We start from the raw sequence: 17800 nt of genomic DNA on the forward strand, positions 1-17800 counted from the left end.
TTTATCTAACATACTTAGGTCTTTTTTCAACAATAATGGTTTCTGTATTTTGATAACCATGTCTTAGGAATCCGCCCATACCAAACCAATGTTGGTCATACCTTTTAATTTCCACTCTATCTCTCCATTGCTGCGCTAACCCATGAAACAATTCATCACATATCTGTAATTTGTTTATAGACCCTTTTTGGAATTTATCTAACATAATATCACCTCTTAACCAAATTCAGAATCGATATCAAACAATTAATTATGTAAATAAAGAATTTATTAAGCTAATGAGCCATCAACTATTACAGCTGCATCTTTATGCTTCCTAAGTTCTTGCATCCATTTATCTGCCGGTATATGCGATTCTTCTGTTCGTTTCATTAATGCTTTCCATCTAAACCATACATAAGCAAACGACATTTCTTCTGGCTCCCCTGCTGCTCTTACTTCTTGAACACTGTCAGAACCTACGATTTCAAAATAAATTTCATATGCTTTTTCTAATGAATTTCGTCCTTCTTTTTCAGATACCGCAATTAAGGCATAATATTCATGTTGGTTAAATTCAAAATATTTCATTTTTCATTATCCTTTTCTATTGAATTCAAAATAGAATAAGGCTTTTGTTTATCATAAGGATAAAAATCTTTTTCGTTTGCATGTTTATCACAAGTGACTAAATCAATCATTTTATCCTTTTTATCAACACTATCTTTAAAATGTCCGTAAATAAAACCTGTTGTCGTTGCATGATTCGTACAATCTTTATAGCAGCACATTCCTAAATTCATTTTATTTACTCCCTTTTCTAGAAAATAAAAAAACTATTGCATGTCATTTTGTTGCATGTCATGCAATAATGCTTTTGTATGAATTTTTATCATGCAATTGAGCTTCGAACTCTTCTAGGCTCATATCCATGTTGAATGATTCCCAATTTCTATGTATTTCTTTTTTGCAATCAGATTCCGTCCAGTCTTCAATTACATCCGATGAATATTGAAAATAAAACAGGCATTCTTTGTACTTCCCCGGTTGAAATACCCATTCCATATTTGTAATTTCAGAACTAGCTATTTCTTTCGTTATTTTACGTGGAAATGGTCGATTCGTCGTTTCCCACTGAATGCCTTCTTCTCGGTGTTCAATGGCTACCCCATTCATATTGACCCATCTATCACCGATTTCAGTGTTCAGTAGCATTTCCTTTGTTTTCAGAGGAACTGAATTGACTCCATAAGAAACGGATTCAAATGTTAAACACTCTTTGGATTCTAAGTATCCTTTATATTCGTTTTTAATAAGGGTTTTAAACTCTTTCTCTGAAATAATTGTTTCACATTTCGGATTTTGAACTGGATATAAGCCATCGATATTTAGGTACTCGCCTTTTGTTTCGTCATAATAGCTGAACTTAGACACCCAGGCTTCATCGAAAAATCCGTTATCAATGATTTCAATTATTATTCTGTCTTCTGCTTTGTCATAATAAGGGTTTAAGAATCTTGATATCTTCCCTTCCAATGATGAAGCGAGTTTTTTCTTTGCCTCTTCCGATGTCACTTCAAAGATGTGATTGGTATTTACAACCATGCTAAAATTACCTTCGCAAAATAAAAAATCAATTGTATATCTTTTCATTCCTTGTTCTCCTTTAAAAACAAAATCTATTAGCGTTTTTCAAAAGAATCCCCCTACTTCAGACGAAGTTCAGTAGGGGGTATTTATAAAAATTTGGTTATGTATGTATTCGTTCAATTATATATGTATTGGTTTATTTAACTCTATTGGCGAACTATGATATATAACTTCTTCGCATTCACCTAGAGTGTTTTTGATTATTGTTCTTTTATATTTGATTTGAGAATTACAATTTGCGCACTCTGTCTCATCTTCGTTCTGTTCCAAATCAAATGCGTCATAATCCACATAATTACAGTATGGACATTTCAAACCATCATGATTATTTACCTCATCTTCTGGTTTTGCATTTAAATGAATTTCTTCAGCTGCAATGATTCCGTCCTTAGGATAAGCAGCACATACAACGTATGTTTTCTCGTTGATTAGTAAGATATGCTGAAACAGGTCTGTTTTTGATTCAATTTCTTTGATAAGCTTGAGTTCATTGTAATCTTTAAATAAACTCCTAGACTTATATTCTACAATTTTTGTATACATCTCGCAATACTCCTTTTTTATACATTTGTATAATACTTATGTATGATTTTTTTCTAATTTTGATATGAGATACATATGTAAATAAATGATTTCATCCAAACTATATTTCGGTTTAGCTTTCCAACAGTGCGTTCGCTACGTCAAAGCAAAAGAAACTATTCAAAGCCTCATACAACTCATCTGTCATCCATTCAGCTTCCATGAGGTCTCCCTTTGTTTGCGAGGCATGACCTGGTTGATTTAAAACAGAAACTTCTTCATATACATTATCGCCAACTTGCGCTTTTAAGTTCCATCCTTGTTCAGTAATTTCAATTGTTACTTTTTTCATCATTCATCCCTCGCTTGTGTATGTATCTACAATTAAAGCATATCCATATATCTTTATTTCCATCTTGAAATAAAACTTCATAGTCATCATCATTGCAATTTGGACATTTCTTTGTTTCCATAACGCGCCTTCTTTCTATGAAAAGTTGTTTTTATATGGGATATCAGTAATATATAGTGCAACATTCTATTTTAATATTTGTTATGATTTTATTTGTGTCATTTACGCTCAAAAAAATCTAAAAATTCACTGTAACTAAAATGCTCAAACGTCCCTATGTCATTTTTTACAGCTATACCTACTTCATCCGGTTTTCTGAACATCTTGAAGTCATCGTAATTGAACCAGTAATGTTTTTTTGTACTAAATCCCCTTGCATTAGCATGTGGCACTACATACATCCAATCTCTGACTTCTATCAATAAATTTATTGTGTCCTGTAAAGCATCCAAAGTCTTTTGGCTCATCTTCGCACCTCATTATAATGAATGGTTTAGTTTTCCACTATTTTTTACGAATGACCGGTATATTTAAATTGATAATTCTATATAATCCCATTGTAATCCACGTTTATTGGCTTCTTTTCTTGCTTTGATAAGAGCATGAGTCGCATTTTCGCCATCTGTTTTAATCATGACAGCTTCATCCATACCTATACCATTCACTTTCCAAACAAACGTCATGACCTTATCCTCTTTTCGTTTGGAATGATTCGACCTTATGATGTATGAAGAAAGATGCAACATTCTTATAGAGCGTAAGAAATGAAATATGTGATATTTGAATTTCATTTAACAAACCTATAATACGTTTCTTACATCATTTAGATTACATGGAAGAGAAAAGCCCAATGATTCAATTTGTCTATCAGTTAATTCTATTTTCTCTATATGAGAATGAAAATAACGATATTTTGAAATTAATTTACAAAAATCATTTTCAGAAAGACTATGCCCTTGAAGAAATAGCTCACCATCAACGTAAGTACCCGACCAATCACCGCTTCCAACATTAACGATTGCTACAGAAACAGGTTTTACATCATTCATTTTGAATTTCTCCTTTGATTATGTATTATTTATCTGTTTGTTTTCTGGATTTTGAAATTAAATACATGAAAACCATAAATTGCTTTACAAAGTATTATTTTCTATATACTTTTTGCAAATTTGCAGAATATGATTTCGGAACATGTCGAGCACTCTTTCATCTTCTGGAATCCCAATCATGTCATTTAATTCTAGTAATCCTATTTTCTCTTCAGAAATAACCCAATCGATTCCTATTAAATCAGAATTGTAACGAATGGCGATATTACGTGTTTCTTCAATTAACTCATCTATTTCAGGAATATTCAATATGGCTCTTTCATGATAAAGGTATGTAGTTTCAATCGGAGCAATATTTTTAATCCAAGATGTAGAAGGGCTGTATTTCGCATACTCTGAATTTTGGTGTTCTGAAATAAAGAAATTTTCTTCTTTATTAGGGTCCCCTACTATACCAATTCGAATGGACCGTCCATTTGGAACAAACTCTTCAAATAAAACCGGTTCATTTCGAAGTTTGTATTTTAGTACAGGAACCTTAGTTCCGCTTTTTAGAAGCCATTTGTTTTCCCCGCAATGGAAGTTCCCAACCTTCATTACCACTTGTTCACTTAAGTTCGGAACGAATGATACATCTGTTAAAGAATTATACCCCTGTCTTTTCAAAGGAAATCGTGTTATTTTATCCACTTCTTTAAGGTGCTCGATACGACTTGCGATAAAAAGAGAGAAATCTGGATTTGGATACAAATTAAAGTTTTTCTCATGAAATTCTTGATGTAATTTGTGAGCTCCTCGACCAAGAGCTAAAAAGAAAATGAAGTCATCTTTTGTAGCATCTCTTTTAATGCGATTATAATCAGAAATATTCTTAATAGAATTATGAGGTAATTCCTTCATTATATGTGTGAACACATTTGACCATAGCGTGTATCCATAAATCATATTTCATCAACACCTTTCAAATGTATGTAACCAATTGTTTTAAGTATACTTATTGTACATTTTTTAAAATGAAAAGTAATCCGTTTTCGAATTTTTTTTAACGGTTTTTAATGTTTTTTGATTTAACAAGAAAATTATGGTAAAATCAGAAAATCATCATGAGAAAGGAAGCTTTTTTTGAAATGAAATTTCTAATAACTTATCGAAAACATTGAAAAAAGAAATACAATCAGGAAATAATATAGAAAAAACTAAATGAATGAATATAATTATACATATTCCAGACAAACAATAAGGAGGTACTCCCTTGATAGGTTATATCATATTGTTGAATATTATTTTGTTTCTGATAGCCCACGCAAATAGAATTATAACGAAAACACTGTTTAGAAATATTAGCTTTAAAACAAATGCGGAGCGGACGGCATCGGAAGTGTTGAATGATTTCTTGATAGAAAAGGATATACAAGTTGGTGTCCATTACAGTTATTCTGAACCAGGTGGAGAGTATCGCGTTGATGAAAAAACTATCCATTTATATAAAAATCATGAAAACTCTAAAAATATATTTCATATATTCATTGCATTGCATGAAGCACATCATGCTCATCAATTTCAATATAATAAACCTATATCGGTCCGTTTCTTCCGAATATGGGAATATTTGTACTATGTTTTCAATACTTTTATAATATTGGTTAGTCTCTATTGGCTTTATAGTTTTTTATTTCAATTACCTAAAGTTAATAGCTTCATAGAAACATTATTTACAATCATATATGTTCTTTACGTCTTAGGGAATCTTTATACTCGATACTGGATTGAGAGAGACAGTAATAAACGCACATACCGCTTAATGTTGGAGGATGGTTATTTCGAAAACAAAACAGATAGGATGATAATAAAATATTATATTAACATCTTTTTAAAATTCCAATATTTTTGTGATTCTTGCTCCTTCATGTATCGTGTATAAGTGACATCATCCCCTCCCCAACCTATAACTTTACTTTTAAGGAGAGGTTATTCTCGATAAAAATTAAAAAAACAGCGTTCTGAATAATTCAAACGCTGTTTTTTTGAGTTTATTTTCTTTAACATTTTACATCGGTTAAACTAGCATACGGCTCTACAGTATTTTGAACAATGAAGATTAGCTCGGCAATCTGTTCGTTATTGAATAAATTAAAATCCAACAACAAAACAAGTTCATTGCAACCTCTCCCTCCAATGTCATAAGGTTCTAAATCAACCATATCTGAATTATATCCAGCATTTCTTAGAACCGGCTCTAACACTTCCTTAACAAATGACGGTTTAAGAACACGTTTAATTTGTATTTCGATTTCAGGATATGATTCTTCCGCTTCGTGATGGAAAACCAACGGTCCTTTGCAAAGAGATTTGGCATAGCTTAATTGTTCCTCATTTTTGTAGTGTGTGCATAAATTCATAATTGTTTCCTCCTTGGAATTGCATTTTTAAAATTCTAGCACACTTTTCATTTATTGTTGAAAAAACAACAACATTTCAAAAGCAAACTTTATAATGAAAGAGTTGTTTATAAAGATGAGATAAATGAGGAGATTATTACATGAAGAAAACCAAAATAGAAGTTACAACATATGCCTTTGATTCTGGAGAAGAAATAGACATTGAAAAAGGTACTTCTGTAAGTTTATACGAAATGGATGCAGCAAAAAAAGAAAAAAGTTACCAATACGTATGTCTCCAGCAAGCAAGAAGGGTTTGGAATTATGAAGGAGCAACAGCGGAACAATTGTTACTATGGTTAAAAGATAGACACACTTGGCATGATTTCCTTCCCAAATTCGAAATAGACAATGCGGTATTGGTAAAAGTAATGGACGGAAAAGAAAAAGACGTCATTGTTTGGATGGATGAATTAAACCTTCGTTAGTTTCCACCACATTTTAAAATCGTTGCTATAATTATAGAGAGTCCGAGAAACATATAAAAAAAATACAAACAAAAAGGAGATTTTAAAAATGCAAAATCAAATGATGACTTGGGAAATGATTGAAAAAAACAAATGGAGTGCTAAAATTTCAGATACGAATTACATGTTTGTTATCATTACTCCATTACCAGAAGGTAAATATGAATTAAAATATATTGATGCTGAATTAAGCGAATACACGAAAAATGAAAAGAATATTGTACAACTAAAATACAATATTTCTCCAGATTCAAATCGAGAATTAGCATTGAAACTAATGGAGCATTATGACCATTATGAATGGGACGGAACTCTTGATGATAAAGAGAAGTTGGCTGAGTTGTTAAAGGATGGTACTTCATTCGATATCAAACTATTGGCAGACTTACAAGAATACTGCGGGTAATAATACAAAGAAATTCAACAAAAAAAGTTCATTCAAAAAGAATGAGCTTTTTTAATAACGGTAAAATACAGAAATAAGATTAATAAGAAAGAATGGAGTGTTGAAATTGAAGAAATCGTTTGAAAGAATCCAAAATATTATGGATGACAATCAAATAAAAGTAGTATCTATAATGAAAAACCAAGTATGGATTTCTAAAAATAGCGGAAAATTCGAAGAAACTCAAATACAATTTAACGATGAAGAAGTTTATTACTTAATCAATTTCATTTCAAAAGACTTTAGAAATGAACCTAACGAAGAAAACCCAATATGGCGAGGGCGTATCCCAAATGGTTTTATAACCGATATTGTAATACCACCTGTTTCTTTTGATGGACCAGTCATAACAATGTATAGAGAAGAATTGTTTTCAGGAAATTTTTATAGTTATTAATCTCAATAACAAAGAATCTCTTGCAGATGGTTTCTGTGCCATTACAACAGAAAAAGGATTGCGTCTTTAAGACTCAACCTTTTTTCTGCGATTTTTTGTGATTAATAACTTTGAAAGTAAATAAGGAAATAAGAAACACAGGAAAAGCTAATGTTTGACCGATAACTAGTTTCCAAACAATTGTATTATATCCATCACTAGCAGGAATCAGTAGTCCTATGCCAAGTACAAAAAAATATAGAAATAGGGAAATCCAAAAGCTGTTTTTCACAAACTCACCTCCTTTTTGGATTATACTGTGAAATATTATTTTTCCATTTTTTGTTTTATTATAATTTCACAAAAAAGAAAGGAACCAATTTCTTGTTCCCTTTGTGCGTCTTTTGAATTAACATGTCCGTTAGCTTAATAAGAGGGTGAATATATTCTATCTGTATCAGTATCTATAACGAAATCAACCTCTATCTTGCTGTCATAAGTTATTTGTTCGAAATTATGAATCCTGCAAAATACATTAGGAAGTTCTCTTATTTCATAAGTTAATTCATTTGTCTGAAGATACATTTTCTTTAATTGCTGTTTAGAACACCTTTTACCTGTCAGTATAACTTCATGAAAAAATCCATCAATTTTAATTAACAAAATAATCACGACCGGTTGCTAATCAGTCCTATAGCTTAGATTTAATTACTACCATTTTAACAACTTTTCTTCTTCACGTAAATCGCCCTATTGTTAAGTAAATAGGAAGAAAATCAAAATGAAATAGAAAATAAGATAATGTTGACTTATTCCTGATACGTTTTATTACTATAGAAGGTAAAAATATCAGAAATGAGGTGAATACATGGGAATCGAAGGCGTAGCTAATATGGCGACCCAATTATCACAGGCGAAAGTACAGGCGAATGTAGATGTTTTGGTTGCAAAAAAAGCGTTAGATATTCAAGAGACTGTTGCAGCAGGTATAGTTCAATTAATAAGTCCAGAAGAATTGAATCCTCAATTGGGAAGAAACTTAAATATTAAATTGTAAAAGTAGGCAGTCTATCGCAGTATTATTGATAAAAAGAAAAAACAGACGGTATTATGTAAAACTACCGCCTGTTTTTATTTGATTTAAATCATAGAATTATTTATTTTGCTATTTCTTGTGGTTCTTCTTCTTTTTTCTGATTTGATTTCTTTTTAAGCTCTCCTACTACAAGTACACCAACAACAACTAATGCTGATAATACCCATTTTAATAATGGATTTTCTTCAAAAAAGCCTTTTAAGAACTTTTCTTCTACAATCATTTTAGTTGCTGTAAATGCTACTACTGCTGCACCAATTTTACTAATAACCGGAAAACGTTCTATTAGTTTTAAAATCATTGTGCTTCCCCATACTACAATCGGAATAGAAATTACTAATCCTATAACAACAAGTAAGAAACTTCCATGAGCAGCTCCTGCAACAGCAAGAACATTATCAAGACCCATTAATGCATCTGCGATAATAATTGTTTTAATGGCTCCCCAGAAACTATTTTGCGATTTTACCTCATGACCTTCTTCTTCGGCAATAAGTTTGTACGCGATGCCAATTAATAGCAAACCACCTACTAAAAGCAAACCAGGAACTTTTAACAACCAGACTACGGCTAATGTAGCTATTGCTCTAATTACAATTGCTCCAACAGTTCCCCAAATAATAGCCTTTTTTTGTTGTTGTGCAGGTAATTTTCTTGCCGCTAATCCAATAACAATTGCATTATCTCCTGCAAGAACTAAATCAATCATAATTACTGATAATAATGCAGTCCAAAACTCAGGTCCAAACATTTCTAACATCAAAAATCACTCCTTGTACTTTATAAAATAGTAGTTTTAAAACAAATTAAGAATTAACAATATGCCTTAGCAATTCTGAAAAAAACAAAAGACCTTTACTGAAGGAATACAAGCTTTACGTACTAAAGCCTATATTTCTCCAGTAAAGGTCTTGCTAACAACATAATGTTGCCAATAAAGCCGGGGATACTATCCCGAAATGACGACTTTATTGTGTTAAGCTACTCCCCTTTAGAAGTTATATATTTATTTCATGAATTTCTTTTAAACCCTTCTTTTTTCATAGTCTAACACAAAAATAATTATGTGGTATAAAAAACCTCTTTAAATTAAAGAGGTCTATTTCTTTTTAGTATAATCCGGTCTAATGGAAACATAACCACATTTTTGGGATTCTGAACAAGCTAAAACTGTTTTCCCAAAGTCTTCTTCATTTCCATCTCCCATTACATCCATAGTGTCATACACAATTTCTTTTCCGCATTTAGGGCAAGTTGAAATCTCTACTAGTTTTCCTTCGATATATTCAAGAACAGGTGCTTTATAAGCCTTTTCGATTTCTTGATGTGCCCAAAGTAAATCTTCGTATGAATCCTGACTTAATACATTTTTTCCAGGAGCGTAAGAAGTCGGAATCCCCTTTTCATTATAGTGTACCTCACAGATATCGAAAGTATCTTCATCTTCTGTAAGCTTCTTTTTTACAATTCGATAGTTCCAAGCCATGTAAATTATCCCCTTTTTGTTATTTATGTATTTTTAATAGTATATTTCTATTCATACAAAACTATTATACTACGTCTATTAAGCAAAATTAACGAAAAATATTTGAATTAAAAAAGGAAGCGAATGTGCTTCCTTTTACAATAAAAAATAATTATAGAACGCCGACTAATTCTTTTGTCGTAGTAGGATTACCGTCATCGATATGTGCGACATTCAAAGTTGATAAGTTCATTTCTTTAGCAGCTACATATTTGGCATAGCCATCGATTAATAACCAATCACTTTCTTCTTTAATAACTACAACTTCTCCGTTAAACTTCCCGTTTCTTTTGTAGTATTTAATATTATTTTGTACTTTTTCCGGTTTCGGGCTTCTAGAAAGAAAAGTTTCTGGAATCTTTATATTTTGTAATGATAAATCTATTTCTTCTAGGACAACAAAAGACTTGTTTTTTATCGTAATTTCTTTACTATTATTGCTTTTCTCCACCTTCTTTTCTTCTAAAGAAGGTTTTTCGTCTTTTGATTTTTCTGCCTGTGGTAGATACTGAGCTTGGAATGCCGTAATGCCCATATCTCCTTCTACTATATCCATAGGCAAATCTACATTTATTTCACCCTGAATTAAAAACTTATGAGCGGTTTTAATTGTTTCACCAGCTTCTTTTACACTTTTCAGTAGCTTATTCCATTGTTTTTGATTCATTAATACGGTAGTTGTTAAGGTACTAGCTTGTGGTAATCCTTTTGGAGGATTCACGCTGCCCCCTTCTTCGAAATCTAAACACACCACAGTATTATTTTGATAAACTGCTTGTCTAATTGCTACAGGTTTTCCTGTGACGGTAATTTTAATAGGCATCGAATCTCCCCTTATAACAATATTATTTTTCTTTAGTATAAATTGTTTATTGATTGTTTATATACACAGTATATTCCAGGTATGTACAGTATTCAATCTTTATTTTTTTCTTTGATTATAAAAAAGAGTTAAACAGTTTTTTTATACTGGTTATAGTCCTGTTCACTTATTACCTAACATTGAGGAAAAACATTATAAGAAGTTAAAAAGTTTTCGTACTTGATTACATACAAAATTATATTGAGCCATGTGTTATGTATTGATAAGATATCAATACATAACACAACTTATCTAAAGAAAGGAATGCATGTAATGTCTAAATTATCATTAGCCGAAAAGTATTTCGAAGAATGTAAAAACAATAGAATACATTACAAAGATGTTCCAAGATACTTGGAACATAAAATACAAGATGAAGACGAAGAAGTTCAAGAGGCGATAGAAATCTACGTTAGGTATAATCTGTATGATAGAAGCCTAACAGATAATGACATTATTTATGCAAAAGAATTACTTTATAACAAGAAATAATAGTGTTAAATCCCAAAGCACATCAAAAGCAGCTGAGCAATAATTACGCTGCTTTTTTATATTTATATAATAATTTTCTTTTCGATTCCATTCTGAAATGATTTATAAAAATAGAGTTTTAATCCTCTTTGTTATAAATTCGAAATTACCTTACTATCAACAATGCGTTATTGATAGCTAGGTAATTTAAACATTAAAAACAAATCAGCAATTAATTGCTATAAATCTTTTCTGAATTTCTTTTCATTGTTTTAAGTTATTTTTTCAGAAATCTATATATTTCAATAATAAAAATAATTTGAAAGTTTCTTGACTTTCCAATAAAATACATTAGAATATGAAAAACCTCAAAGGAGACTATACATATGCCTGCAATCTATAGAAAACCAATTATTTCAATCTTAGGAATCAAAATTTTTAAAGAAGTTGAAGATAAAGAACTATACATTAAGATTGGCAAAAGAAAAAGCAGAAGGTTATTTAAAAAGAAAAGAAAATAAAAACAAAAAAGCGTGATTCCACGCTTTTTTTTATTCTTTATATTCTTTATTAGTGACTCTTTTTTGTAAATCTTGTTTTTACACAAATTATGAAAGCAAGGTATAATTAGGTAAATACATAAACAAAAGGAGAGAATTATAAATGTATAGTGTTTGGAAATTTGCATTAAAAACTCAAGAAACTCAGGTGTTAGAAGTTCCTTTGGATGCACAAATATTATCTACAGAAACTCAAGGTGATGACATCGTAGTTTACGCTATGGTTAACACAGAACAGACAGAGAAAGAGTACAAGGATGTTAGAGTGTATGGCACGGGTGTACCAATTCCTGATGTAATTACTGAATATAATTTTCTTGGAACTGCTAAATTTAATAATGGTTCTATGATGTTTCATGTTTTCTACAAATAACAAAATAAAGACAAAAAAGCGAACTACTACAGTTCGCTTTTTTCACCTATGAAATTCCATTAATTTTTGAACTATACACAGTAGCAGCTAGTCGTTTTTGGCAATCCAGAATATAGAGTTATAATTACATAATTCGACAATTAATTCGTAAATACTTCAAAAATCGTAGTATAATTTGCAAGACATGGAATAAAAAACATTGTATAAGGAGAATGAAACATGTTAATTCAAGGAGTTAAAGAGGTAGAAACACGTACAATAAGAAGTTTCCGTATAAAACTAGATAGTACATTTACAAATGGTCATGAATTTTGTGAATTAATCGTAGATGAACAAAATAAGAATTTTACTGCTCGCTTATATAATGAAACATATTCTTATAGCTGGGGAGCAACAAAAGATGATTTTATCCAATACTTAATTGACATATTCAGTAAACATAACGATTACTTGTTTGGAAATTTAGAAGATAGTTCGTTTAATAACTTTGTTGATACAGAGAAAACGGCTGAAAATATGCAAAAACTTGTGTTAAAAGCACGCTATAATCGCAATATTGATGAAGATGAAGCGCGTGAATTGTGGGAAGAAATAGAATCATTTTCAAATTATGAAGATGTAACACTAGGCTATTTTTATGATTTATACTCTAGTAAATTTGCCATTGGCATAAAAAAAGATGTGATATCAGATGAACCTTGGTTTGAAGAGTTTGTAGAAAGACAAGAAGATTATAAATGCCGAGTATTTTGTGAAAAAGTTGCTCCGATTTTAGCTCAAGTTTTAAAACACGAATACCAGAAATCTTGATACATAATATACAAAATGAAACATACATCAAATAAAACAAGACCACGATATTATTATTAATCGTGGTCTTTTGTAATTGTTTTTATAATTTCTATTGAAGTGTTAAAGAGAAACGATTTGCTCCAACCTTAAGAGGCTCAGTATAGCTATTTCCATTAACAACTCTCGCATCGTAAACGTTCCAGATATCTACCCCTTTATCAGTTGCAGCAATCTCAAAACGACCTTTATCAAAATAATCATAAATAGCGCTTACTCTAGTTGGCTTCGCAAGCATTTTCATGTCTTTATTAAATGTTGCTACCGTCACACTATATGAATTAGAACCATCTGTAGCACTTGCTGGTAACGAAGCGATATATAGATTACCTTTTTTATCATTAGCAAATCTCATTCTCTCTGAAGTATGTCCAAAAGGCATTGGGGTTGTTTGACTTCCATTTGCATCAGCAATAAACTTTTGCTTATTCAAATCATAACGATGCATCAACCATTTGTTTTTTTCGTCAGAACGATAATCAGTTACAATTGTGTATACCATTTTATTATCAAAGTTCCAATAAACATCTTTTTCATCTTTGCTTAATAATAGATTAGCAAGCTCCCCAGTAATCTTTACTTCTTCTGGTGCAGCATTTAGATTTTCAAATACAATATAATGCTTTCCACCATAAGAAACTAATACACCTGCTCCTTTATTTGTGGAAATGTCCGATATATAATCAAAATCACTATACTTTTCTCTAGCTTCATCTATATATGATTGTGTTTTACCTGTGTCCTTTTCAACCTTAGTCCATTTGCCATTTTTCATTTCAGTAATAACAAATTTACCATCCTTCAGTGTTTGGAACGATATTGAATTTTTATCTAAGATAGTAAAGTTACTCATAGCAGCACCATAACCTGCATCTTTTTTATACTCATCCTTTGGTGCGGTAGATGAATCAAATTCCCCTCCGATTTGCTGCGTTATATTTGTTAATCGAAGTTGTTTATCGTAACCTTTCTCCTTTTTAGGTTTTTGTTCAATACTCACTTCCCAATCACCTTTGAAATCTGGGGATATTTTATATCCGCTAATATTAACATCGTAATTTCCTTCTGAAGGTACATCGAATGATTCTGACTGAGAAAAGTCACCTTTTCCAGAAACAGAAGCTATACTAGTAGTTGAACCAGTACCTTCTAAATGTTGAAATACTGCCGCTGAAAAAGTTTCTGATTTGTTTAAGTCTTTTACCTTCACCTTAATAGTAGCTTTCCCTGGATTCAACGTAATCATCGGAAATGTCGACATAAGACGAGGTTCCCCTTTTCCGCGAATAATAGTAGCATCCTTAGCTACATCCTCTGTTTGGATTTCTTTGTTTTCTGATGTACTAGCGGTGCTATTGTCTTTTTGACAAGCTCCTAATACAGTAATAAGGCTTGCAGACAACAATAATGTAGAAATACGTTTCATTTCTCCTCTTCCTTTCAAATGCTTATTTTTATTTACTATTAAATTATAATTCAAAATAGTTAAAAATGTATCTTTTTATTTAGTTAAATAGAAATAACAGAAGTCTCAGGTATGCTATTTGAAAACAAAATCTTCATCTGCTATACTTTGTATATACATTTTACGTATAAATCGAAATATGAAGGTAGGAGAATGCATGGCAGATTATGAAGTTATTGAAAAAAAAGATGGCGAATATAAGTATATTAATAATATTTTTTCTCAAAAATGGTATAGAAGCCATTCTTACACCAAAGGCAAAAGTAAAGTATATGGTAGTAAAGAGATTGACCAGGCAGCAATCCAGAATAAAGATTTGTTTGACCGCTACATAGCCTATGCAAAATACTTGTACGCTAATACAGTTACTGGAATTATGCCTAAAGACTTAGAGGAAGACGCTGTAAGATGGGACAATGAAGGATGTTGCATTTATAACTCTGTCGTTTTGTATTTGCTCCTAACTTCTGATGATGTAGTGCGTAAAGAAAATATCCAATACGTACAAGGTATGGCTAAATGCACCCTTTCTATCCCAATGTTAGGTATGGGCGTAGACTCTCTTGGCAAACCTTTCACACAAGAACGACCGTATGCTGGTTTGCATGCATGGATTTCAATTCAAGAAAGTGTAATAGATTTAACAACAGAGCAATTTCAACGCATCCACTTCCGACTTGGGCGGGATAAGTATATTCTAGGGAAAATACCAAAAGGCATGGAATTGATAGGTTTTCCGGAAACAGAACATATTGTAATGAAACTCGCAAAGAAATTTGCTAAGCATGCCAAAATGGACCTTGAGGATTGGATAGCATTCCATAGAAACTATGCACATACATTAGTATAATAACAAATTAAAAAAGGAGCTTGAATATCTTATTCAAGCTCCTTTTCTGTTAACTGCGTAATCTCTTCACATTTATTCATCCGATTTAAATTCATCTCCGCTCTGGTTAACCACTTTTAATTTCCCTTTTATCTCGTTTATGCCTATTAAAATAAAAGGATTCTTCTCGTCGGATTTCTTATTTTTTTCTTTGACTAATATTGTTGTATTGTTATCAGAAACATCTGCCTTCGTAAGTTCCAAAGTTTTATCAGTCGAACCAGTTGAAACAACTATCATCTTTTTCCCTTCGGATATTGTAAGAACTTTATAACCTCGGAAATCTACCTTGTCATTTTGTAGTCGTTTTGCATAACTCTCTACATCGCTCGCTTCAGCAATCCTATCCTTTTCTAACACCCAAGTATTTTTAACACTAAAACTACAGGCACCTAAAAGCATCGTCATTAGAATAAATAATAGCAAGAATATTTTTTTCATTTCAACATCCACCTTTTTTATTGTTTGAAAATTCTATAATCATCTTATCATAATTTTCCAAATAATAGGTTTTTATTTTTTTATGCTGCTCGTTCGTGGATTAGAAGGAACTATTTCGCTTAAAATGAAAAAAAGAGAGTCATGCGACTCCCTATAGATATTTAAATATTTTCTTTGTTAAGAAGGTAGAACGATTGTACGATTGGTTTTTCCCTCAAAAATTTCAATGATTTCTAACATCTCAAAGACATGCTCCGTAATATTCTCGATAGACTTGCTTATATTAACATAAACCTTTTCTTCCTGACCTGTTAGCAACTTGAAAAATCCTTTAAATAAATCTATGAAACCATATTTTTCAAAATCTGGTTTTGATGCAATATGGCTACGTGATAATGATTTTTCAATTGCCTCTGCTAATCGAATTAATTCTTTATCAGAAGATTCTTTGCAGCATTGTGAGATTATTTTGATGTTTTGAAAATACTTTATTCTTTTTTCAGGACTTTCTTTAATTTCTAAATCAAATGCAAAATTTAATAATTGCTCTTTAATTTGTAAATAATTTATTTTATTAACAAGAATATTGAACAATTCATTATATTCTTCTTCTAAATTTATGACGATTCCTTTTTTGTTTTCCATTTGAAATCCACCTTTTTTGAATTCATAATATCATGCTTTTTATAATATAGTAAAAAGTAAATATTTTAAAACAAGAAGTTCAGTTGGATAAATATGTAATTAACTTACAATCATTCTCTAAGAATTTACCACTAAAACCTAAAAACAATCAAAAACGAGATAAAATCATATAATGCCTTTACTGATGATTAATTTATCGGATGTTTTATTTTAATTCAAAAAATAACCCTTTTAAAAAGGTAGGAAAAACCACATTTTTTCTGAGTTTATTAAAGATAAGGTTTAATTATCATTACCAATCAAACTGGTGTTCGCGTGCAGGTTTATGAATTGTGATTATTTATATATTTCTCACCAAAAAAATCATAATAAATATTTTCATACAAAAAAGCTCTTATTAATTAATAAGAACTATCTGTTTCATCAATTTCTTTTTTTAATTCATCGGATGCTTTCATTAATACAATCACACATCCAATAATGAATGTTAGTGTCAAAAAATTATTAACAACCAATCCTGAACTGTCTTGGTGTTTATTATCGAGGTAGAAAAAAACTGCTGCCGCGATGAACATAAAAAATAACATAAATATTCCTAATATATTTTTCATAAATTAGTTTGCTCCTTGCATCTGTTTTTTTATGAATTTTATACACCATTTTTCAGTAGAGTCAACAATTTTTATTTTCACCTATGATTGTATTAGGGAATTACTTAACAAATTAGCATCGTCCCCTATTATCTATCTTTTCCGAGTTAGGAAGGTTATTTATATGAAGAATAGGGGCTGCTTTCGTATAGATTGTTGTTTCTTTAACGATAAGAAGTACATAAAAAACAACTTGAATTAGTCCAAGTTGTTTTCTTTTAAGAATGCTGTGATTTGTCTTTTGTGATGGTTATCGTGGTCCGTAAATTCTTTAATAATATATATAAGAGAATAAGGTGTTCCTGTATGTGGGCAATGCGTTGCTCCGTTAGCTGTTAATTGTTTATTTAACGTTTCAACTGGCATCTCGTTTAGCTCTTTTATAAGTAGCTCCCTCGTATTTCTCGCTTCTTCAAGAATTTTCAATTGTGATATACCTGATTTTGCATAATCAGATGCTTTTTTATTATAGGAATCAAAATCCGGAAAATTCATCCCCTTTTCTTTTCGTACCGATGGGAGAACTTCTGATAATAAATGTTTATCCCAATTCATAAGATGTGCTATTATCTCGCTTACAGACCATTTGCCTTTGTTTATCGGTGTAGACCATAATTCCTTGTCCATATCTTCTAATGTGCTTAACCAAGATGAATATTGTTTAAAATTACTAATTACACAACTTTCCTCACTCAT

At 31.0% G+C, this 17800-nt stretch carries 30 protein-coding genes; 10 read left to right on the forward strand and 20 right to left on the reverse strand.

Annotation, left to right across the window (positions count from 1 at the left end; translation table 11 throughout):
- Position 1: 1 nt before the first annotated feature.
- The 10 genes from PDL00_RS05600 to PDL00_RS05645 form a co-directional block, all read right to left on the reverse strand.
- A complete protein-coding gene (locus PDL00_RS05600; protein WP_270727328.1) occupies positions 2–205 on the reverse strand; it encodes a hypothetical protein in 204 nt (67 codons plus the stop codon).
- 65 nt (positions 206–270) lie between these two features.
- Positions 271–570, reverse strand: coding sequence for a hypothetical protein (locus PDL00_RS05605; protein ID WP_270727331.1), 300 nt, complete (start codon positions 568–570; stop codon positions 271–273).
- Positions 567–782 (reverse strand): hypothetical protein, encoded by a 216-nt coding sequence (locus PDL00_RS05610; RefSeq protein WP_270727334.1) that lies wholly within the window; start codon positions 780–782, stop codon positions 567–569. Before PDL00_RS05610 ends, PDL00_RS05605 begins: the two co-directional genes overlap by 4 nt.
- Before the next feature lie 58 nt (positions 783–840).
- Entirely contained in the window at positions 841–1632 is a 792-nt protein-coding gene (locus PDL00_RS05615; RefSeq protein ID WP_270727336.1) for a hypothetical protein, read from the reverse strand.
- A 117-nt stretch (positions 1633–1749) separates the two neighbouring features.
- Positions 1750–2172, reverse strand: coding sequence for a hypothetical protein (locus PDL00_RS05620; RefSeq protein ID WP_270727338.1), 423 nt, complete (start codon positions 2170–2172; stop codon positions 1750–1752).
- Between the two features lie 112 nt (positions 2173–2284).
- Positions 2285–2503 (reverse strand): hypothetical protein, encoded by a 219-nt coding sequence (locus PDL00_RS05625; RefSeq protein WP_255301913.1) that lies wholly within the window; start codon positions 2501–2503, stop codon positions 2285–2287.
- A gap of 218 nt (positions 2504–2721) precedes the next feature.
- The gene (locus tag PDL00_RS05630; RefSeq protein WP_098517257.1) at positions 2722–2970 is read right to left on the reverse strand and encodes a hypothetical protein; all 249 of its coding nucleotides are present in this window, start codon (positions 2968–2970) and stop codon (positions 2722–2724) included.
- Between the two features lie 63 nt (positions 2971–3033).
- Positions 3034–3186: a hypothetical protein gene (locus PDL00_RS05635; RefSeq protein WP_270727342.1), complete on the reverse strand. Its 153-nt coding sequence runs from the start codon at positions 3184–3186 to the stop codon at positions 3034–3036.
- A 117-nt stretch (positions 3187–3303) separates the two neighbouring features.
- Positions 3304–3552 (reverse strand): hypothetical protein, encoded by a 249-nt coding sequence (locus PDL00_RS05640; RefSeq protein WP_270727345.1) that lies wholly within the window; start codon positions 3550–3552, stop codon positions 3304–3306.
- 84 nt (positions 3553–3636) lie between these two features.
- Positions 3637–4497 (reverse strand): hypothetical protein, encoded by an 861-nt coding sequence (locus PDL00_RS05645; protein ID WP_270727348.1) that lies wholly within the window; start codon positions 4495–4497, stop codon positions 3637–3639.
- Positions 4498–4825: 328 nt separating this feature from the next.
- Between PDL00_RS05645 and PDL00_RS34835 the strand changes: the two genes are divergently transcribed.
- A complete protein-coding gene (locus PDL00_RS34835) occupies positions 4826–5473 on the forward strand; it encodes a zinc metallopeptidase (RefSeq protein ID WP_420107067.1) in 648 nt (215 codons plus the stop codon).
- A gap of 118 nt (positions 5474–5591) precedes the next feature.
- Here PDL00_RS34835 and PDL00_RS05650 read toward each other — a convergent pair whose 3' ends face one another.
- The gene (locus PDL00_RS05650) at positions 5592–5951 is read right to left on the reverse strand and encodes a hypothetical protein (protein WP_270727349.1); all 360 of its coding nucleotides are present in this window, start codon (positions 5949–5951) and stop codon (positions 5592–5594) included.
- 140 nt (positions 5952–6091) lie between these two features.
- On the opposite strand from PDL00_RS05650, the gene PDL00_RS05655 reads away from it, so the two are divergent.
- The 3 genes from PDL00_RS05655 (at position 6092) to PDL00_RS05665 (ending at position 7299) form a co-directional block, all read left to right on the forward strand.
- Positions 6092–6418 (forward strand): hypothetical protein, encoded by a 327-nt coding sequence (locus PDL00_RS05655; protein ID WP_270727351.1) that lies wholly within the window; start codon positions 6092–6094, stop codon positions 6416–6418.
- A gap of 88 nt (positions 6419–6506) precedes the next feature.
- On the forward strand, positions 6507–6863 hold the full coding sequence (locus PDL00_RS05660; RefSeq protein ID WP_270727353.1) for a hypothetical protein: 357 nt from the start codon (positions 6507–6509) through the stop codon (positions 6861–6863).
- 106 nt (positions 6864–6969) lie between these two features.
- Positions 6970–7299: a hypothetical protein gene (locus PDL00_RS05665; RefSeq protein WP_270727356.1), complete on the forward strand. Its 330-nt coding sequence runs from the start codon at positions 6970–6972 to the stop codon at positions 7297–7299.
- Positions 7300–7372: 73 nt separating this feature from the next.
- Here the strand turns inward: PDL00_RS05665 and PDL00_RS05670 are convergent, their stop codons facing one another.
- A complete protein-coding gene (locus PDL00_RS05670; RefSeq protein ID WP_442868308.1) occupies positions 7373–7570 on the reverse strand; it encodes a DUF4017 family protein in 198 nt (65 codons plus the stop codon).
- 576 nt (positions 7571–8146) lie between these two features.
- Between PDL00_RS05670 and PDL00_RS05675 the strand changes: the two genes are divergently transcribed.
- Complete coding sequence (locus PDL00_RS05675; protein ID WP_270727358.1) at positions 8147–8335, forward strand: YjfB family protein; 189 nt, start codon at positions 8147–8149, stop codon at positions 8333–8335.
- Positions 8336–8435: 100 nt separating this feature from the next.
- Here the strand turns inward: PDL00_RS05675 and PDL00_RS05680 are convergent, their stop codons facing one another.
- The 3 genes from PDL00_RS05680 to PDL00_RS05690 all read right to left on the reverse strand — a co-directional run bounded on the left by PDL00_RS05680 (position 8436) and on the right by PDL00_RS05690 (position 10722).
- The gene (locus PDL00_RS05680; RefSeq protein ID WP_270727361.1) at positions 8436–9134 is read right to left on the reverse strand and encodes a TerC family protein; all 699 of its coding nucleotides are present in this window, start codon (positions 9132–9134) and stop codon (positions 8436–8438) included.
- A 339-nt stretch (positions 9135–9473) separates the two neighbouring features.
- Positions 9474–9860: a hypothetical protein gene (locus tag PDL00_RS05685; protein WP_270727363.1), complete on the reverse strand. Its 387-nt coding sequence runs from the start codon at positions 9858–9860 to the stop codon at positions 9474–9476.
- Between the two features lie 151 nt (positions 9861–10011).
- A complete protein-coding gene (locus PDL00_RS05690; RefSeq protein ID WP_270727365.1) occupies positions 10012–10722 on the reverse strand; it encodes a hypothetical protein in 711 nt (236 codons plus the stop codon).
- Positions 10723–11034: 312 nt separating this feature from the next.
- Between PDL00_RS05690 and PDL00_RS05695 the strand changes: the two genes are divergently transcribed.
- The 4 genes from PDL00_RS05695 (at position 11035) to PDL00_RS05710 (ending at position 12975) form a co-directional block, all read left to right on the forward strand.
- Entirely contained in the window at positions 11035–11253 is a 219-nt protein-coding gene (locus tag PDL00_RS05695; protein ID WP_270727367.1) for a hypothetical protein, read from the forward strand.
- A gap of 365 nt (positions 11254–11618) precedes the next feature.
- The gene (locus tag PDL00_RS05700; RefSeq protein ID WP_270727369.1) at positions 11619–11753 is read left to right on the forward strand and encodes a hypothetical protein; all 135 of its coding nucleotides are present in this window, start codon (positions 11619–11621) and stop codon (positions 11751–11753) included.
- A gap of 142 nt (positions 11754–11895) precedes the next feature.
- Positions 11896–12165, forward strand: coding sequence for a DUF7352 domain-containing protein (locus PDL00_RS05705; RefSeq protein WP_270727372.1), 270 nt, complete (start codon positions 11896–11898; stop codon positions 12163–12165).
- Between the two features lie 219 nt (positions 12166–12384).
- A complete protein-coding gene (locus PDL00_RS05710) occupies positions 12385–12975 on the forward strand; it encodes a hypothetical protein (RefSeq protein WP_270727374.1) in 591 nt (196 codons plus the stop codon).
- Positions 12976–13066: 91 nt separating this feature from the next.
- On the opposite strand, the gene PDL00_RS05715 is transcribed toward PDL00_RS05710, so the two are convergent.
- A complete protein-coding gene (locus PDL00_RS05715; protein ID WP_270727377.1) occupies positions 13067–14440 on the reverse strand; it encodes a hypothetical protein in 1374 nt (457 codons plus the stop codon).
- Between the two features lie 196 nt (positions 14441–14636).
- Here PDL00_RS05715 and PDL00_RS05720 point away from each other — a divergent pair, with 196 nt between their 5' ends.
- A complete protein-coding gene (locus PDL00_RS05720; RefSeq protein ID WP_270727379.1) occupies positions 14637–15329 on the forward strand; it encodes a hypothetical protein in 693 nt (230 codons plus the stop codon).
- A 72-nt stretch (positions 15330–15401) separates the two neighbouring features.
- Here PDL00_RS05720 and PDL00_RS05725 read toward each other — a convergent pair whose 3' ends face one another.
- The 4 genes from PDL00_RS05725 to PDL00_RS05740 form a co-directional block, all read right to left on the reverse strand.
- On the reverse strand, positions 15402–15809 hold the full coding sequence (locus PDL00_RS05725) for a hypothetical protein (RefSeq protein WP_270727382.1): 408 nt from the start codon (positions 15807–15809) through the stop codon (positions 15402–15404).
- Positions 15810–15986: 177 nt separating this feature from the next.
- Positions 15987–16454, reverse strand: a complete 468-nt coding sequence (locus PDL00_RS05730) for a hypothetical protein (protein WP_270727384.1) — start codon at positions 16452–16454, stop codon at positions 15987–15989.
- Positions 16455–16855: 401 nt separating this feature from the next.
- The gene (locus PDL00_RS05735) at positions 16856–17065 is read right to left on the reverse strand and encodes a hypothetical protein (RefSeq protein WP_270727385.1); all 210 of its coding nucleotides are present in this window, start codon (positions 17063–17065) and stop codon (positions 16856–16858) included.
- 237 nt (positions 17066–17302) lie between these two features.
- Positions 17303–17800 carry a DinB family protein gene (locus PDL00_RS05740; RefSeq protein ID WP_270727387.1) on the reverse strand — a complete coding sequence of 166 codons (498 nt, stop codon included), beginning with the start codon at positions 17798–17800 and terminating at the stop codon, positions 17303–17305.

The sequence above is a fragment of the Bacillus cereus group sp. TH152-1LC genome (genome assembly GCF_027710505.1).
GTDB lineage: Bacteria > Bacillota > Bacilli > Bacillales > Bacillaceae_G > Bacillus_A > Bacillus_A mobilis.

Excerpts from the sequence above, each read along its gene's own strand:
- PDL00_RS05650 (WP_270727349.1), bottom strand. The coding sequence starts at position 5,951 with ATGAATTTATGCACACACTACAAAAATGAGGAACAATTAAGCTATGCC.
- PDL00_RS05600 (WP_270727328.1), bottom strand. The coding sequence starts at position 205 with ATGTTAGATAAATTCCAAAAAGGGTCTATAAACAAATTACAGATATGT.
- PDL00_RS05640 (WP_270727345.1), bottom strand. The coding sequence starts at position 3,552 with ATGAATGATGTAAAACCTGTTTCTGTAGCAATCGTTAATGTTGGAAGC.
- PDL00_RS05675 (WP_270727358.1), top strand. The coding sequence starts at position 8,147 with ATGGGAATCGAAGGCGTAGCTAATATGGCGACCCAATTATCACAGGCG.
- PDL00_RS05625 (WP_255301913.1), bottom strand. The coding sequence starts at position 2,503 with ATGAAAAAAGTAACAATTGAAATTACTGAACAAGGATGGAACTTAAAA.
- PDL00_RS05645 (WP_270727348.1), bottom strand. The coding sequence starts at position 4,497 with ATGATTTATGGATACACGCTATGGTCAAATGTGTTCACACATATAATG.
- PDL00_RS05620 (WP_270727338.1), bottom strand. The coding sequence starts at position 2,172 with ATGTATACAAAAATTGTAGAATATAAGTCTAGGAGTTTATTTAAAGAT.
- PDL00_RS05705 (WP_270727372.1), top strand. The coding sequence starts at position 11,896 with ATGTATAGTGTTTGGAAATTTGCATTAAAAACTCAAGAAACTCAGGTG.
- PDL00_RS05735 (WP_270727385.1), bottom strand. The coding sequence starts at position 17,065 with ATGAAAAATATATTAGGAATATTTATGTTATTTTTTATGTTCATCGCG.
- PDL00_RS05680 (WP_270727361.1), bottom strand. The coding sequence starts at position 9,134 with ATGTTAGAAATGTTTGGACCTGAGTTTTGGACTGCATTATTATCAGTA.
- PDL00_RS05660 (WP_270727353.1), top strand. The coding sequence starts at position 6,507 with ATGCAAAATCAAATGATGACTTGGGAAATGATTGAAAAAAACAAATGG.
- PDL00_RS05730 (WP_270727384.1), bottom strand. The coding sequence starts at position 16,454 with ATGGAAAACAAAAAAGGAATCGTCATAAATTTAGAAGAAGAATATAAT.
- PDL00_RS05715 (WP_270727377.1), bottom strand. The coding sequence starts at position 14,440 with ATGAAACGTATTTCTACATTATTGTTGTCTGCAAGCCTTATTACTGTA.
- PDL00_RS05690 (WP_270727365.1), bottom strand. The coding sequence starts at position 10,722 with ATGCCTATTAAAATTACCGTCACAGGAAAACCTGTAGCAATTAGACAA.
- PDL00_RS05710 (WP_270727374.1), top strand. The coding sequence starts at position 12,385 with ATGTTAATTCAAGGAGTTAAAGAGGTAGAAACACGTACAATAAGAAGT.
- PDL00_RS05685 (WP_270727363.1), bottom strand. The coding sequence starts at position 9,860 with ATGGCTTGGAACTATCGAATTGTAAAAAAGAAGCTTACAGAAGATGAA.
- PDL00_RS05655 (WP_270727351.1), top strand. The coding sequence starts at position 6,092 with ATGAAGAAAACCAAAATAGAAGTTACAACATATGCCTTTGATTCTGGA.
- PDL00_RS05605 (WP_270727331.1), bottom strand. The coding sequence starts at position 570 with ATGAAATATTTTGAATTTAACCAACATGAATATTATGCCTTAATTGCG.
- PDL00_RS05720 (WP_270727379.1), top strand. The coding sequence starts at position 14,637 with ATGGCAGATTATGAAGTTATTGAAAAAAAAGATGGCGAATATAAGTAT.
- PDL00_RS05740 (WP_270727387.1), bottom strand. The coding sequence starts at position 17,800 with ATGAGTGAGGAAAGTTGTGTAATTAGTAATTTTAAACAATATTCATCT.
- PDL00_RS05695 (WP_270727367.1), top strand. The coding sequence starts at position 11,035 with ATGTCTAAATTATCATTAGCCGAAAAGTATTTCGAAGAATGTAAAAAC.
- PDL00_RS05700 (WP_270727369.1), top strand. The coding sequence starts at position 11,619 with ATGCCTGCAATCTATAGAAAACCAATTATTTCAATCTTAGGAATCAAA.
- PDL00_RS05635 (WP_270727342.1), bottom strand. The coding sequence starts at position 3,186 with ATGACGTTTGTTTGGAAAGTGAATGGTATAGGTATGGATGAAGCTGTC.
- PDL00_RS05725 (WP_270727382.1), bottom strand. The coding sequence starts at position 15,809 with ATGAAAAAAATATTCTTGCTATTATTTATTCTAATGACGATGCTTTTA.
- PDL00_RS05615 (WP_270727336.1), bottom strand. The coding sequence starts at position 1,632 with ATGAAAAGATATACAATTGATTTTTTATTTTGCGAAGGTAATTTTAGC.
- PDL00_RS05610 (WP_270727334.1), bottom strand. The coding sequence starts at position 782 with ATGAATTTAGGAATGTGCTGCTATAAAGATTGTACGAATCATGCAACG.
- PDL00_RS05630 (WP_098517257.1), bottom strand. The coding sequence starts at position 2,970 with ATGAGCCAAAAGACTTTGGATGCTTTACAGGACACAATAAATTTATTG.